Annotated in this window: 13 protein-coding genes; 12 read left to right on the top strand and 1 reads right to left on the bottom strand. The window is 47.5% G+C overall.

Annotated features, from left to right (window positions below; all coding sequences use genetic code 11):
- Positions 1–56: 56 nt before the first annotated feature.
- The 12 genes from aspS (at position 57) to KDM90_RS06540 (ending at position 15,320) form a co-directional block, all read left to right on the top strand.
- Entirely contained in the window at positions 57–1,859 is a 1,803-nt protein-coding gene (gene aspS, locus KDM90_RS06485) for an aspartate--tRNA ligase (protein ID WP_212674775.1), read from the top strand.
- A gap of 230 nt (positions 1,860–2,089) precedes the next feature.
- Entirely contained in the window at positions 2,090–2,551 is a 462-nt protein-coding gene (nudB, locus tag KDM90_RS06490; protein ID WP_212674776.1) for a dihydroneopterin triphosphate diphosphatase, read from the top strand.
- Between the two features lie 44 nt (positions 2,552–2,595).
- Positions 2,596–3,423 carry an endonuclease/exonuclease/phosphatase family protein gene (locus tag KDM90_RS06495; RefSeq protein WP_212674777.1) on the top strand — a complete coding sequence of 276 codons (828 nt, stop codon included), beginning with the start codon at positions 2,596–2,598 and terminating at the stop codon, positions 3,421–3,423.
- Positions 3,416–4,579: a cardiolipin synthase ClsB gene (gene clsB / locus KDM90_RS06500; protein ID WP_212674778.1), complete on the top strand. Its 1,164-nt coding sequence runs from the start codon at positions 3,416–3,418 to the stop codon at positions 4,577–4,579. The genes KDM90_RS06495 and clsB overlap by 8 nt, the downstream gene beginning before the upstream one ends.
- Positions 4,580–4,598: 19 nt before the next feature.
- Positions 4,599–4,979: an RNA-binding S4 domain-containing protein gene (locus tag KDM90_RS06505; protein WP_212674779.1), complete on the top strand. Its 381-nt coding sequence runs from the start codon at positions 4,599–4,601 to the stop codon at positions 4,977–4,979.
- 226 nt (positions 4,980–5,205) lie between these two features.
- On the top strand, positions 5,206–6,918 hold the full coding sequence (locus KDM90_RS17885; RefSeq protein ID WP_212674780.1) for a methyl-accepting chemotaxis protein: 1,713 nt from the start codon (positions 5,206–5,208) through the stop codon (positions 6,916–6,918).
- 335 nt (positions 6,919–7,253) lie between these two features.
- Positions 7,254–7,856 (top strand): TetR/AcrR family transcriptional regulator, encoded by a 603-nt coding sequence (locus tag KDM90_RS06515; RefSeq protein ID WP_212675033.1) that lies wholly within the window; start codon positions 7,254–7,256, stop codon positions 7,854–7,856.
- Between the two features lie 78 nt (positions 7,857–7,934).
- On the top strand, positions 7,935–9,725 hold the full coding sequence (locus tag KDM90_RS06520; RefSeq protein WP_212674781.1) for an acyl-CoA dehydrogenase C-terminal domain-containing protein: 1,791 nt from the start codon (positions 7,935–7,937) through the stop codon (positions 9,723–9,725).
- 109 nt (positions 9,726–9,834) lie between these two features.
- Positions 9,835–12,234 (top strand): 3-hydroxyacyl-CoA dehydrogenase/enoyl-CoA hydratase family protein, encoded by a 2,400-nt coding sequence (locus KDM90_RS06525; protein ID WP_212674782.1) that lies wholly within the window; start codon positions 9,835–9,837, stop codon positions 12,232–12,234.
- Positions 12,235–12,252: 18 nt separating this feature from the next.
- Positions 12,253–13,449, top strand: coding sequence for an acetyl-CoA C-acyltransferase (locus tag KDM90_RS06530; protein ID WP_212674783.1), 1,197 nt, complete (start codon positions 12,253–12,255; stop codon positions 13,447–13,449).
- 184 nt (positions 13,450–13,633) lie between these two features.
- Positions 13,634–14,533 carry an alpha/beta hydrolase family protein gene (locus tag KDM90_RS06535; protein ID WP_230409644.1) on the top strand — a complete coding sequence of 300 codons (900 nt, stop codon included), beginning with the start codon at positions 13,634–13,636 and terminating at the stop codon, positions 14,531–14,533.
- Positions 14,534–14,546: 13 nt separating this feature from the next.
- On the top strand, positions 14,547–15,320 hold the full coding sequence (locus KDM90_RS06540; protein ID WP_212674784.1) for an enoyl-CoA hydratase: 774 nt from the start codon (positions 14,547–14,549) through the stop codon (positions 15,318–15,320).
- Between the two features lie 71 nt (positions 15,321–15,391).
- Here the strand turns inward: KDM90_RS06540 and KDM90_RS06545 are convergent, their stop codons facing one another.
- Positions 15,392–16,330, bottom strand: coding sequence for a LysR family transcriptional regulator (locus KDM90_RS06545; RefSeq protein ID WP_212674785.1), 939 nt, complete (start codon positions 16,328–16,330; stop codon positions 15,392–15,394).
- Positions 16,331–16,414: the final 84 nt, after the last annotated feature.

Genomic DNA, 16,414 nt, shown 5'->3' on the forward strand with positions numbered 1-16,414 from the left:
ACATCAACGAATTCACATCAAAGCAATTAACTTTTTAAAAAGACAGGTAAGAAATTATGTCCATGCGTACCAACTACTGCGGCCTTACTACTGAAGCATTACTCGGCCAAACCGTCAGCCTGTGCGGCTGGGTGCATCGCCGTCGTGATCACGGTGGGGTGATTTTTATTGATTTGCGCGACCGTGAAGGTTTGGTGCAAGTTGTGTGCGATCCTGATCGCGCTGACGTCTTTAAAAATGCAGAAACAGTACGTAATGAATTCTGCTTACGTGTAACAGGCATCGTACGCAATCGTCCAGACGGCACGATCAATGCAAATCTGAAATCAGGCAAAGTAGAAGTCTTGTGCCATGAATTAGAGATCTTGAATGCGTCGGTCACGCCACCATTCCAATTGGACGACGAGAACCTGTCTGAAACCACACGCCTGACACATCGCGTATTAGATTTGCGTCGTCCGCAAATGCAAAACAATTTGCGCCTGCGTTATAAGGTAGCGATGGAAGTCCGTAAATTCTTAGATGCCAATGGCTTCATCGATATCGAAACACCGATGTTAACCAAATCAACACCAGAAGGTGCGCGTGATTACTTGGTTCCTTCTCGCGTGAATGCGGGCAACTTCTTTGCCTTGCCACAGTCGCCACAATTGTTTAAGCAATTGTTGATGGTCGCGAACTTCGACCGTTACTATCAAATCACTAAATGCTTCCGTGATGAAGATTTGCGTGCTGATCGTCAACCAGAATTCACCCAGATCGATTGCGAAACATCGTTCATGTCTGAACAAGAAATTCGCGATATGTTTGAAGGCATGATTCGTGGCGTATTCAAAAATACTTTGGATATCGATTTGCCAAATCCCTTCCCTGTTATGGACTTCGCTGAAGCGATGGGCTTATATGGTTCCGACAAACCGGACATGCGGGTGAAATTGCGCTTCACCGATTTGACCGACGTCATGAAAGACGTAGACTTCAAAGTCTTCTCGAATGCTGCCAACATGACTAACGGCCGCGTAGTCGGCATGTTGGTGCCAGGCGGCGGCAGTATGCCACGTTCTGAAATCGACGCTTACGATCAATTTGTGCGCATCTACGGCGCCAAAGGTTTGGCGTACATCAAAGTCAACGACAAAGCCGCTGGCCGTGATGGCTTGCAAGCGCCTATCGTCAAGAATTTGCATGATGCAGCATTAGCAGAAATCATCGCTCGTACTGGTGCGAATGATGGCGATTTGATTTTCTTCGGTGCCGACAAAGCGAAAATCGTGAATGACGCAATTGGTGCATTACGCGTCAAAATCGGTCATAGCGAATTCGGTAAAGCAAACGGTTTATTCGAAGACGTATGGAAGCCATTATGGGTCATCGACTTCCCAATGTTCGAACATGATGAAGAAAATGATCGTTGGACAGCGACGCATCATCCATTCACCGCACCAAAAGATGGTCACGAAGACTTGATGGAAACGGATCCAGGCAAATGTATCGCCAAAGCTTACGACATGGTCTTGAATGGTTGGGAACTCGGTGGTGGATCAGTGCGTATCCACCGCGCTGATGTACAAAGCAAAGTATTCCGCGCTTTGAAAATCAATGACGACGAAGCACAATTGAAATTTGGCTTCTTGCTCGACGCCTTGCAATACGGTGCGCCTCCACACGGTGGTTTAGCATTCGGCTTGGATCGTATCGTCACCATGATGACTGGTGCCGAATCAATCCGTGACGTAATTGCCTTCCCGAAAACTCAACGTGCACAATGTTTGTTGACACAAGCACCGTCAGAAGTCGATGAAAAGCAATTGAAAGAATTGCATATTCGTTTGCGTGCTGCCGAACCAAAAGTGGTTTAAGCAATTTCAACGAATTGAGTACAAAAATTGAAAACGGCAGACAGAGTTCTGCCGTTTTTTTTTGCAGTATTTTTCGATGAGAATGGAAGCCCTGTCGATCGATCGTTATCGCATAAAAAACACGTGCCTTTGATTGCATTAGACATGACGCATTTCCCCGGATCCGAGCAGCATTCTTGAATTGTGGCATACTGCTGTCAAATCCAATTGGACAAAATTCATCGCAAGCCATGAGCATCAACTACAAAATTCCCGAATCCGTTTTAGTCGTCATCTACACCCCAGAACTTGAAGTTTTATTGTTGGAGAGAGCCGATAAACCGGGGTTCTGGCAATCCGTCACCGGCTCGAAAGATAGTCTAGATGAGGCACCAGAAATCACGGCGCAACGCGAAGTCATGGAGGAGACGGGCATCGATACCAGCCAACATCGTTTGAGCGACTGGCAAATTTCGAATGTATATGAAATCTATCCCACCTGGCGCCATCGTTATGCGCCAGGAGTGACACAAAACAAAGAATATGTTTTTGGTCTTTGTGTTCCACGCGACATCTCGGTTAAACTAGCTCCACGGGAACACTTGCGTTTTCAATGGTTGTCATTCGCTGCCGCAGCAGATTTATGTTTTTCCGCTTCAAACGCAGAAGCGATTTTACAACTTCGAGAACGGCACAACGGTCGGCCCGCTTAATTTAGTTCGACATTCAAGAGCTGCGCAATATCGAAGGCAAATGCATGAAGCTACGTATCGCAACTTACAATATCCACAAAGGCGTAAGCGCATTTGGCAGGAAAGCACGCATACATGAATTAAAAGCAGCAATCAAACTACTGAATGCCGATTTGATTTTTCTACAGGAAGTGCAAGGGCAACATGATTATCACGCCAAGAAGCATTTAGATTGGCCCGAACAATCTCAACATGAATTTTTAGCTGGCGAATCGCATGCGTTTGCCTATGGAATGAATGCGATTTATGAGCATGGTCATCACGGGAATGCACTATTAAGTCGTTTGCCCATTCTCCAGGCAAGCAATCATGATGTTTCCGACCACGCCTATGAGCAGCGTGGCATCCTCCATGTGCAAGTGCAACTGGGCGAAGTCGAAGCACATTGTTTCGTCATCCATCTTGGTCTTTTTGCCGCTAGCAGACGCCGCCAAATTCAAGCCTTGATTCAACAAATCCAGGAACAGGTCGATCCCAAACATCCATTAATTATTGCGGGTGATTTTAATGATTGGAGTCAACGTCTAAGCCATACTCTGTATAAAGAATTAGGCGTGATTGAAGCCTTCGACATCTCCCATCACAATCAAACCGAAATACCCACCCAACGCAGTGCGATCCACATGGTACGTCACTTATTTCAAGCAAGACCGACCCATGCTCGAACATTTCCAGCAGGCCTTCCATGGCTTAGTTTAGACCGAGTATATTTGCGCGGCTTCCATGTTGAGCAAGCACAAGTTCTAAACGGAAAACCGTGGTCCCAACTATCTGATCATGTCCCGATTTGCGTCGATCTTCGATTAAACCATTTACAGATTCATCATGGCTAAACTTGGATTTTGCGATGGTAATCAACTCCAATTGCTGTTTAGCGGCGAGGAATACTTTACGCATTTATTGACCGCCATCGATCAAGCACAAACCGAAATTTATATCGAAACTTATATCTATTCGAACGATGAGACTGCCAATAGGATCTCACGCGCTTTGATTAATGCCGCACGACGCGGTGTCAAAGTGCAGCTTATCGTCGATTGGATTGGAACAGGCCGTCAACATGCGCCTCTATTGCAAGAGCACTTTCAAGAGAATGGTGTTTTCTGTCGAATCTTTAACCCTTGGTTTAAACGTGGTTTGGCGCGTACCCATCGCAAACTAGCGGTCATCGATCATCAGATCGGTTTTATTGGGGGAATCAATATCGTCGATGATTGTTTAGCAGACGATGGATCCAACAAGCCGCTTCCTTTCCCGCGTTGGGATTTTGCAGTACGTTTTACTGGAACTCTGGTTCCTTTCGCCCGAAAAGAAATCTACGCACAATGGATCAAACTGGGAAAACTAGAATTTCTCAAACGCCTACAATTAGCGGTCAATCTCAGAGCGAAGCCGGTCTTAGACAATCCACAAGATGCATTGGCAGCCTTAGTGATACGCGATAATCTGAGAAATCGCAATACCATCCAAAAAGCGTATCTCAAAGCGCTAGGCTCAGCGAGGAGAACTGCAACTTTAGCAAATCCTTATTTTGCGCCCGGACGTAAATTTCGGAATGCATTGATCAATGCAGCGCAACGTGGCGTTGATGTCCAACTCCTCCTCGGCGTTGGTGAATTCGATTGGCAAGATGCAGTCGCACAATCTTACTACCCGCGACTATTGGCGAGTGGCGTTAAAATTTATGAATATCACAAAACGAAATTACATGCGAAGGTGGCAGTAATTGACGATGAGTGGGCAACAGTGGGCTCCAGTAATTTCGATGGCCTTAGCCTATTTTTAAATCATGAAGCAAATTTGATTGTGCTCGACCAAGATTTTTCACGGACTTTAAATCAGCATCTGCAGATGGGTCTACGAGATGCAATCCAAATTGATCCGCAATGCGTTGTTCGTCAATCATGGCTGAGGCGCTCCAAGCATCGCATTGCATTTTGGTTTTATCGCTTGCTGATGCGCTTGGCGACACTGGGACAATATCGCTAATAAGGATAGGAACTACGAAATGGAATCAACCCGTATTGATAAGTGGCTTTGGGCAGCGCGTTTCTTCAAGACGCGCAGTCTGGCAAGTCATGCCATTGAGCTCGGCCGAGTTTTGTTAAACAATCAAAGAACCAAACCGGCGCAAAAGCTTAGCGTTGGTGATCTTGTTGAAATTCACCAAGCGGAACTCGTATGGCAGGTTCATGTCGTCCGTATTTTAGAGGTACGCGGTTCGGCGAGTATTGCACAAACCCTCTACGTGGAAACAGCCGAGAGCGCTGAAAAGCGCAGACTCTACACAGAAAATCGTCGTTACCAATCCGAACCCGCGGCACAGTTACCCCATCGCCCAACCAAACGACAACGTCGGCAATTAAACCAACTCGAATTTGACCATTAAGCCCGCGCTTTTTATGTGTGCGATTGAATTTCAATACCATGGCAGCATCAATCATTGAATATTTGCAAATCATTTCTTATTAAATATAAATAACTAATGCAATTTAACAACTTTCGTCTAACTTAAGGCCTCACGTCAAAGAATTTAGGCGTATATTATTCTTCTGCAACTTTTTTCTTACATACCAACACTTGAAGTATTGAAATAATCCTCGAAGGAGATTCAAATGCAAGCGTTTTATGATTTAAGAATCGCCACAAAATTGATCGTCGGTTTTCTCGCAGTCCTACTACTAACCTGCTTTCTGGGTATTTTTTCCATCATTCAACTCGGCAAAGTGAATCACGCTGCAGATGAAATCGGAAATGATTGGATGCCGAGCTCAATTAATGGTATGGGAATGAAAGAAAGTGTGTCGCGCATGCGATCACAGGAGGCGCAATTGGCGACAGCGGATTCTCCTGCCGATGTCAAAAAGTACCATGACCGTACCAAAGAAGCAGCAGACGCGTTCAGAAAATATCACACCACTTCATTAAAATTTGCCGATTCTCAATCAGAAAAAAAGTCACTTGACGATTTGTTGGTCGCCTTCAACGAATACAGTGCAATCTCGGAAAAAATTGCCAGTTTCGCCAACGAGGGCAATGTAGCCGGAGCACTCGCAGTGTTACGCAAAGAGTCTTCAGACAGCAACAAAAAAATGCGTGAGTTATTAGATAAAATCGTCGACGCACACATTCAAGGAGGTCAAGAAGCATTCGCGGAGAGCAGTGTGCAGTTTTCACACGCTCGCACGATGATCATCGGCGCCATGATTGTTAGTATCGCGATAGGCTTAATGATGGCGATATGGCTTGCAAAAATCGTTTCATCCCCACTCAAACAAGCCGTCGACCTCGCGCAATCAATCGCATCGGGAGACCTCACCCAAAAAGTTGATGCAGAGAGCACCTGTGAAACCGGTCAATTGATTCGCGCACTCGGGGAAATGAATGCTAGTTTATTAACCGTCGTTAGCGAAGTGAGAGCGGGCACCGACCAAATAAATAATGCCGCAATTGAGATCGCCAACGGCAACCTAGATCTCTCTTCGCGTACGGAAGAACAAGCGAGCTCGCTGGAGGAAACTGCATCTTCAATGGAGGAAATCACCTCAACGGTCAAGCACAATAGTGATAATGCACGACAGGCAAATATTTTGTCTCAAACTGCAACTTCCATTGCTGAAAAAGGCGGCAGTGTGGTGTCAGAGGTGGTGACGACGATGACTTCCATCAATGAATCATCTAAGAAAATTGTCGATATTATTAGCGTGATTGATGGCATCGCCTTTCAAACTAATATCTTGGCACTGAACGCTGCGGTGGAAGCAGCGCGTGCAGGTGAACAAGGTCGTGGCTTTGCCGTGGTGGCATCAGAAGTTCGCAGTCTCGCGCAACGCTCAGCGAGCGCAGCGAAAGAGATCAAAGAACTCATTAACGATTCAGTCGAAAAAGTTGGTCAAGGAACACGACTGGTCGATGCTGCAGGTAGTACCATGCAAGAGGTCGTTGATAGCGTAAAGCGGGTAAGTGACATCATTAGCGAAATCACCGCCGCTGGCCAAGAACAAACCAGCGGTATTGAACAAATCAATCAAGCAATCATGCAAATGGATAGCGTGACCCAACAAAACGCGGCATTGGTTGAAGAGGCCGCTGCCGCTGCGGCTACCTTGCAAGAGCAATCCGCTAATTTAGTACAAGTTGTGAGTGTCTTTAAACTAGATCAGACCCACAGGCATCAAGGAATCAAATCAAGCACAGTGAACAGAAAAGCCAGCCCAGCTCCTGCACAAGTCTCTCGGGCTCCCGCTGCACGTATAAAAGCAGCACCGACCAAACCCGCATCAGTTGCATCCCAATCGACTCGAGAAGATTCATGGGAAGAGTTTTAATAAACTTACACTATCCTTTTTCCTTCATTGCCTAAGTATTCAATCAAATAACTATATGGCCATGTCCACCTCGAGTCGGCATGGCCATTTTCTAACAGGATTACAAAGCTCAAAATTGGGCTGTTGCGAACTCACACAGTATTGTAGGTATTCCATTCTAATGACTTTTTTCTGATTGACTTTTAAAGTCGCATGTTGAATAGTACGGTCGTTCGATTATTTTCTTTGGTGCAGGATTAAAGCTAAGTCCAACTGCGACCAAAGGGGTTTTTATCAAAACGATTTCAGCAACATTCGGAACCTCATTTGACTCTATGAATATCACATCGAAGTTTATGCGCAAGGGGGAATTAACTCGCGCCGCGATATTGGAGACGGCATTGCAGTCCGCGAGTCGGCACGGGCTTGAAGGATTGACTATCGGTTTGCTGGCTGAACAAATGAATATGAGTAAATCCGGCGTATTTGCTCATTTCGGCTCGCGCGAAGATCTGCAAATTGCCGTTTTGAAGCTCTATCATCATCTATTTGAGCAAGAAGTGTTTTACCCGAGCATGAAGGAAGATCGCGGCTTGCCGCGCTTACGCTCCATGTTTTCTCTGTGGGTCAAACGCGTGACCCAAGAAATTGCATCAGGTTGTATTTATATTAGCGGCGCGACCGAATACGATGATCGCCACGGACCAATTCGAGATGAACTCGTTGGGATGGTCAATGCGTGGCAAGGTGCATTATTGCGAGCGACGATCCAGGCACAAGAATTCCAACATCTCGAGGCGAATGTCGATCCTGCGCAAATTGTCTATGAAATGTATGGATTGATTTTAGCGCTACATCATGATGCCCGTTTCCTCAAAAAGTCAGGAAGCGTGAATCGCGCAGAAACAGGTTTCGAAAGAATGATCCAATCATATGCACCATATAAAACAGCAGCGTGAATACCGCGCAAGTAGCAATCAATAACGGCAAGTTTAATTTTTTAATTTTAGAACTTATTTAGTCCAGAGGAGAAAATCATGGGTCAATACATCGCTCCATTACGTGATATGCAATTCGTTTTACATGAATTGTTGGGAGTAGAAGCAGAGTTAAAAGCACTGCCAAAATACGAAGAAATTGATGCCGACATCATCAATCAAGTGATGGAAGAAGCGGGCAAATTTTGCTCAGAAGTGATTTTTCCCTTGAATCATTCTGGCGACCGAGAAGGCTGCCATCATGATAAAGCGACGCACTCTGTAACGACACCAAAAGGCTTTAAAGAAGCTTACAAACAATACGTTGAAGCTGGCTGGCCTGCCCTCTCATGCGATCCAGAATATGGCGGTCAAGGTTTGCCATTAGTCATGAACAATTCATTGTATGAAATGATGAATTCTGCGAATCAGGCGTGGACTATGTACCCAGGTTTGTCTCACGGTGCTTACGAATGTTTGCACGAGCACGGCACACCAGAACAAAAAGCACAGTTCTTGCCAAAATTGACCTCAGGCGAATGGACAGGCACGATGTGCTTGACCGAGCCACACTGCGGTACCGATCTCGGCATGTTGCGTTCTAAAGCAGAACCACAAGGCGACGGCACTTACAAAATCACCGGCGCGAAAATCTTTATCTCTGCCGGTGAACATGATTGCGCAGAAAATATTATTCACTTGGTATTAGCGCGTTTGCCAGACGCACCAGAAGGCTCCAAAGGTATTTCTTTGTTCCTAGTACCAAAATTCTTGGTGAATGCAGACGGCAGCTTAGGTGCACGGAATCCTATCTTCTGCGGCGCAATCGAAGAAAAAATGGGTATTCACGGCAACTCCACTTGCCAAATGAATTTGGATGGTGCGGTCGGTACTTTGATCGGTCAACCACACAAAGGTTTGAACGCGATGTTCGTGTTCATGAACGCAGCGCGTTTGGGCGTAGGGATGCAAGGTTTGGGCTTGACCGAAGTTGCTTACCAAAATGCTTTAATTTACGCCAAAGATCGTATTCAAATGCGTAGTTTGTCGGGCCCTAAAGCACCAGACAAACCAGCCGATCCAATTATCGTTCACGCTGACGTGCGTCGTATGTTGTTGACGGCGAAAGCATGGGCCGAAGGTGGTCGTGCATTGTGCTCACACGCAGCAATTTTGCTGGATAAAGAATTGAATCATCCAGATGAAGACGTGCGTAAAGAATGTGCCGATGAAGTCGCTTTGTTGACACCGATCATCAAAGCCTTCATCACGGACAATGCATGGACAGCGACATCTGAATGCTTACAAGTCTACGGCGGTCACGGTTACATCGCTGAATGGGGCATGGAACAATATGTACGAGATGCACGTATTAATTTGATCTATGAAGGTACCAACACTGTTCAATCTTTGGATTTGTTAGGTCGTAAAATTTTGCAAGACAATGGCGCAAAACTGCGTAAGTTTGGTGCAAAAGTACAAGCATTCGTGGAAGAAAATGGCACGGATGAAGCGATGTCTGAATTCGTCACACCACTGGCTGACTTGGGCGACAAATTGACCAAGTTGACGATGGAAATCGGCATGAAGGCTTTCCAAAATCCTGACGAAGTTGGCGCAGCTGCGGTTCCTTACCTGCGCGTTGCAGGTCATTTGGTCTACAGCTACTTCTTCGCACAAATGGCGAAGATCGCTTTAGCGAAACAAGATTCTGGCGATACCTTCTACAAAGCCAAATTAGCGACGATTCGTTTCTACTTCGCGCGTTTGTATCCAGAGACAGCGATGTTGATCCGTCAAGCACGTTCTGGTTCTGCGAATTTGTTGTCCCTAGAAGCAGAATTATTCTAATTATTGTTAAGCCCCCTCTCACGCAAGCGGGAGAGGGGGAATAAGAAATGTAGATCAATTGTTTTGAACTACCCCCAACCAAGTTTGAATTTCATGTAAAGGTTATCCAATGCCTAATTTCATCGTCAAAAAAGTCGCCGTCCTTGGCGCTGGTGTGATGGGAGCGCAAATTGCTGCGCACTGTGTCAATGCCAAAGTCCCTGTGGTTTTGTTCGACTTGCCAGCCAAAGAAGGCCCGAAAAACGGTATCGTTCTTAAAGCGATTGAGAACCTGAAAAAGCTCAACCCAGCACCGCTGGGCGACAAAGACGATGCAGCGTTGATCGAAGTCGCAAACTATGAAGACAACCTCGACGTGTTGGCAGGCTGCGATTTGATCATCGAAGCGATTGCAGAACGTATGGATTGGAAACACGATCTGTACAAAAAAGTCGCACCACACATTGCACCAAATGCGATCTTCGCATCCAATACCTCTGGCTTGTCGATCACGGCCTTGTCTGAAGGTTTTGATGCGGGCTTGAAAGAACGTTTCTGCGGCGTGCATTTCTTCAATCCACCACGCTACATGCACTTGGTTGAATTAATCCCGACTGCAGCGACGCGTTCTGACATCCTCGACCAACTCGAAGGTTTCTTGACGACGACTTTGGGTAAAGGCGTGGTTCACGCGAAAGACACGCCGAACTTCATCGCGAATCGCGTTGGTATCTTCGGTATGCTGGCAACGATTTATCAAGCGGAACAATTTGGCTTGAGCGTTGACGTCGTCGATGATTTGACTGGTAAAAAATTGGGTCGTGCATCCTCTGGCACTTTCCGTACAGCCGACGTGGTTGGTCTCGACACCATGGCGCACGTGATCAAAACCATGCAAGACAACTTGCAAGATGATCCATTCTTCGCGGTCTACAAAACGCCAGAAGTCTTGGCGAAATTGGTCGCAGCTGGCACGCTCGGTTCCAAATCCGGTGCAGGTTTCTACAAGAAAGTCGGCAAAGACATCCTGCGTTTAGATTTCGCGAGCGGTGAATACGTTCCAGGTGGCGCCAAGGCAGATGACTTGGTGGGCCGCATCTTGAAGGAAAAAGATCCAGTCAAGAAGATGAAATCTTTACGTGAGTCGACCAATAAACAAGCGCAGTTCTTGTGGTCCATCTTCCGTGACGCATTCCACTACATCGCGATTCACGGTGCAACGATTGCGGACAATGCACGCGATATCGACTTCGCCATGCGTTGGGGCTTTGGCTGGAATGTCGGTCCATTCGAAACATGGCAGGCTTCCGGTTGGCAGCAAGTAGCAACTTGGGTCAAAGAAGATATTGATGCAGGTAAAGCACTGTGCGCAACACCATTGCCAGCGTGGGTATTTGAAGGCCCAGTCGCAGACAAAGGCGGCGTGCATACATCAGAAGGCTCATGGTCTATCAGCCGCAGCACCTTCGTTCCACGTTCGAACTTGGCAGTCTATGACCGTCAAGCGTTCCGCGCTCCTGTCTTGGGCGCTGGTGCCGAAACAGGCGCAACCGCTGGCGTGACTTTCTTCGAAGATGATTCCGTCCGTATCTGGCATCAGAACGATGATGTCTTGATCTTGTCCTTCAAAACCAAGATGCATGTGATTGGCCCAGGTGTAGTCGCTGGTATGGAAAAAGCGATTGCTGAAGCTGAGAAGAACTTCAAAGGCTTGGTGATTTGGCATGCCGACGCAGCTGAAGGCGGTGCTTTCTCTGCTGGTGCAGATTTGCAAGCGATGCTGCCATTGTTTATGTCTGGCGGCGTGAAAGCGATTGAGCCAGCAGTATCACAATTACAAAACGCACACCAAGCATTGAAATACGCAAATATCCCAGTGGTGGCTGCGGTGGCTGGCTTGGCACTCGGTGGTGGTTGCGAGTTGATGATGCACGCTGCAAAACGTGTCGCTGCACTCGAATCGTACATCGGTTTGGTTGAAGTTGGCGTGGGCTTGGTTCCAGGGGGCGGCGGCTTGAAAGAAGCTGCTGTGCGCGCAGCGAAAGATGCAAAAGGCACCGATCTCTTACAATTCTTGAAGAACTACTTCACCAACGCAGCGACAGCGAACGTGTCGAAGTCTGCTTTGGAAGCGCAAAAAATGGGCTACCTCGGTCAAGACGACGTTATCGTCTTCAATGCTTTCGAATTGCTGCACGTCGCAAAAGTCGAAGCCCGTGCCATGTTCGATGCCGGCTATCGTCCGCCAATGCGTAAGCTGGTGCCTGTGACAGGCCGTCACGGCATTGCAACAATCGGCGCGCAATTGATCAATATGCGTGATGGTGGTTTCATCTCTGCACATGACTTCAAACTCGGCAAGATGATTGCTGAAGTGGTGTGCGGTGGCGACATCGACAACGGCAGCATGGTCAGCGAACAATGGTTGCTCGACATGGAGCGAAAAGCGTTTATGGAATTATTGAATCATCCAAAAACGCAAGAGCGCATCATGGGCATGATGCAAACCGGCAAACCAGTACGTAACTAATTCATCGAGGACTCGACAATGACTACTCAATTACAAGACGCTTACATCGTCGCGGCAACTCGTTCCCCTATTGGTAAATCGGGCCGTGGTATGTTCCGCAACACACGCCCAGATGACTTGCTGGTCGGTGTATTGAAATCCGCTTTGGCCCAAGTGCCAAATCTTGATCCTAAACTGATTGAAGACGCGATTGTTGGCTGCTCCTTCCCAGAAGGCGCACAAGGCTTGAACTTGGCACGTATGAGCGTGCTGTTGGCTGGCTTGCCAAACACCATCGGCGGCGTGACCATCAACCGTTACTGCGCTTCTGGTATCACGGCAGTGGCTATGGCGGCTGATCGCATTCGCGTTGGCCAAGCTGACGTCATGATCGCAGCGGGTGTGGAATCCATGTCCATGGTGCCAATGATGGGTAACAATCCATCGATGAACATGGCAATTCTCAAAGACGAAAATGCCGGTATCGCTTACGGTATGGGTTTGACTGCAGAGAAAGTCGCAGCGCAATGGAAAATTAGCCGTGAAGCGCAAGATGCCTTCGCTTTGCAATCCCATCAACGTGCATTGGCTGCGCAAGCGGCTGGTTACTTCGATGCTGAAACTACACCATTCGAAATTATCGACCGCGTGCCAAACTTGGCAACAGGCGAAATCGAACTCAAAACTCGCACCGTCAATCGTGACGAAGGTGCACGTCCAGATACATCACTCGAAGGTTTGGCAAAACTGAAAGCAGTGTTCGCAGCTAAAGGTTCTGTGACTGCAGGTAACAGCTCACAAACTTCTGACGGTGCAGGTGCTTTGATTCTGGTTAGCGAAAAAATCTTGAAGCAATTCAACCTGACACCATTGGCACGCTTTGCGTCCTTCGCAGTACGCGGCGTTCCTCCAGAAATCATGGGTATTGGTCCGAAAGAAGCGATCCCTGCAGCATGTAAAGCTGCGGGTATCACACAAGACCAAATCGACTGGTTCGAATTAAACGAAGCGTTTGCGGCGCAATCTTTGGCAGTGGTACAAGACCTCGGTCTCGATCCAGCGAAAGTGAATCCTATGGGCGGCGCGATTGCTTTGGGTCACCCACTGGGCGCGACAGGTGCGATTCGTTCTGCAACGACTATCCATGCTTTGCATCGTAATAATTTGAAGTACGGTATGGTGACGATGTGTGTGGGTACAGGTATGGGCGCAGCAGGCATTTTTGAACGCATGTAAATCCAATTCTGGGGCGTATGGCGTTGTCGGGGCTGTAAATCCGATGCTCGCAATACTTGTGTATTGCTGTGCTTTGCGCCTAGCCCTGCATCCCCATAATTGAATTTAGCCGACTGTTCGGAAAAAAAATCAGAAACACAAAAACCGCACATCCAAAACTGTGCGGTTTTTTTACGGAGTCTGTATGAGCACGATTGAAACGACGACGCTGATTGCGAAAGATGGTACTGAGCTGGTGGGACGCAGGTATTCCCCTGCCGGTGCTGCGCGTGCGGTGGTGTTGATTCCTGCGGCGATGGGGGTGAAGCAGCAGTTTTATGCGCCTTTTGCAGAATTCTTGTGCGAGAATGGATTTGCTGTGTTGAGCTTCGACTATCGTGGCATGGGTGAGTCTTTGAATGCGCGCTTTGGCAAGTCTTTACGTGGCTTTGAAGCGGATATTAGCGATTGGGCGGAACTCGACTATAACTCGGCTTTGCATGCGGCGAAGGCTTGGCATCCTGAACTTCCTTTATTAGTGATCGGCCATTCGCTCGGCGGTCAACTCGCGGGTCTGCTGCCCGATAATCATTTAATCGATGGTCTGTTGACGATTGGTTCTGGCACTGGCTACTGGCGCCACAATGCGCCGCCGACCAAACGGATGGTGTGGTTGCTGTGGTATGTCCTGGTGCCGCTCTACACCAGCATCTGTGGCTATTTTCCGGGCAAGAAATTGCGCAAAGTGGGCAATCTCCCCAAAGGTGTAATTTATCAATGGTCGCGCTGGTGCAAAGATCCGCGCTATTTCGTCGATGAAGATGGCAAGGCCATGCGCACCTATCACCAACAATTCACTGCGCCGATCCTGAGCCTAAGTTTTACTGATGATGAAATGATGGGGCGTAAAAACATCGATGGCTTGCACGATTATTTCAGTCGCGCGCCGGTCGAACGGCGCTACATACAACCACAAGACGTACAGGCAAAACGCGTTGGACATTTCGGCTTTTTTAGAGCGGAGTTTCGACACAGCTTGTGGCAACAAGCTTTACAATGGTTGATCCAACAAAACAAACAGCATCCCTCCGCACAACCTAACTAAATCAAGAGACATCATGGAAATTCTGACCAGCATCAATGACGGCATTTTGACGATCAACTTCAATCGCCCAGAAAAGAAAAACGCGATCACGTTTGGTATGTATGAAGCGATGGCGAATGCGATCAATGCAGCGAATGACGACAAAAACGTCAGCGTGATTTTGATTACGGGCAAGCCAGAAATTTTCACAGCGGGCAATGACCTGGAAGACTTCATGAAACACGCTAGTAGCTTAGCGTCAGCAGAGATGCCGCCCGTGTATCAATTCATGCACGCCTTAAACGATGCGCAGAAACCGGTGATCGCCGCGGTCTCAGGTGGCGCGGTCGGTATTGGTACCACCTTACTAATGCATTGTGAGTTGGTGTACGCGGCCGACAATGCGAAATTCTCTATGCCGTTCACACAATTGGGCTTATGCCCAGAATTCGCATCTAGCATGGTTTTACCGCAAATCGCTGGTTACCAGCGTGCAGCGGAAATGCTGTTATTGGGTGAAGCGTTCAACGCACAACAAGCGTATGAAATGGGCTTGGTGAATAAAGTATTACCGCTCGAAGAATTATTGCCGTATGCAGAAAAGCAAGCTGCGAAAATCGCCGCCTTGCCAGCCAAATCCATACGCTTGACCAAGAGCTTGATGAAGGCAAATCAACCCCAAGCGATTCGCGACAAAATGAATGAAGAGAACGCGCATTTCGGAGCAATGTTATCGCAACCAGAAGCGCGCGAAGCGATGATGGCTTTTTTCCAAAAACGTAAGCCGGATTTCAAGCAGTTCAATTAATTTGCTACCCATCGTTGTAAATCGATCTTCGTAGCTAGCGGCTACAGTAAAGTAAAAAGAGAAGTCTATTTTTAGACTCCTCTTTTTTGTATTTTGTCCAATGTCGTGCTATCCATATCTTGCCAAGGTACGGCCGCAAACCATTCCACCAAAAAATCCAACAAAGCTCTCACCGCAGGCGATAAATGTTTGCGCGAAGGATAGAGCGCATAGATCGACATTTCAGGTAAATCCCATTCAGGCAAAATTTGTTGCAAACGTCCGTCACGCAAATAAGGATTGGCTAAATAGGTCGGTTGCAGAGCGATGCCACCGCCCGCCAAACAGGCCTGTAACAAGGCGGTTGCCTCATTCGCACTAAAGTAACTACCGACGCTCACTTGTTCTTGCAATTCTCCGCGACGTAATGTCCAAATACTCTTGCCAAAATTGGCATAACTTACGCATCGGTGTACGCTTAAATCAGCGGGAATTTGCGGTTCAGCATGCTTCGCCAGATATGCCGGTGAGGCAACTAAGACTGAACTACACGGTGCCAAAACACGCCCAATAAGTGTGGGATCGGGCGCTCCGCTGATGCGGATTGCCAGATCAACACGTGCTTCGACCAGATTTAAAGCGCCCTCACTCGCGTTTAAATCAATTTTTAATTGCGGATGCATGCGCAAAAACTCGACAATCGCTTTCGCTAGTTGCGCATAACAAAGCGAGATACTACAGGTGACACGAAGTTGTCCACGTAGTTCGCCATCATGATCGCTGGTTTCTTCCTCGACATTTTCCATCAACGCTAACATTTGCTGGCAGCGACGCAAGCAATTCTCGCCCGCATCGGTCAAAGTCACGCTGCGCGTGGTTCGCTGCAATAATCGCGCAGCCAACCATCGTTCCATTTCGCCCACATAGCGCGTCACCATCGCGCGCGACATCTCTAACTTTTCTGCCGTAGCACTAAAGCTGCCGCTGGTGGCGACTTCGACAAAGACTTGCATTGCAGTCAATCTATCCATGATTTGCTCGAATTAAGAAATAGTTATGGTCAATTTATGCGGTTTATCTGCGCGATATTAGCAACTATAGTGTAATCCAACGCA

The organism is Affinundibacterium fentianense (assembly GCF_018139545.1).
GTDB classification, from domain to species: Bacteria; Pseudomonadota; Gammaproteobacteria; order Burkholderiales; family Burkholderiaceae_D; genus Undibacterium; species Undibacterium fentianense.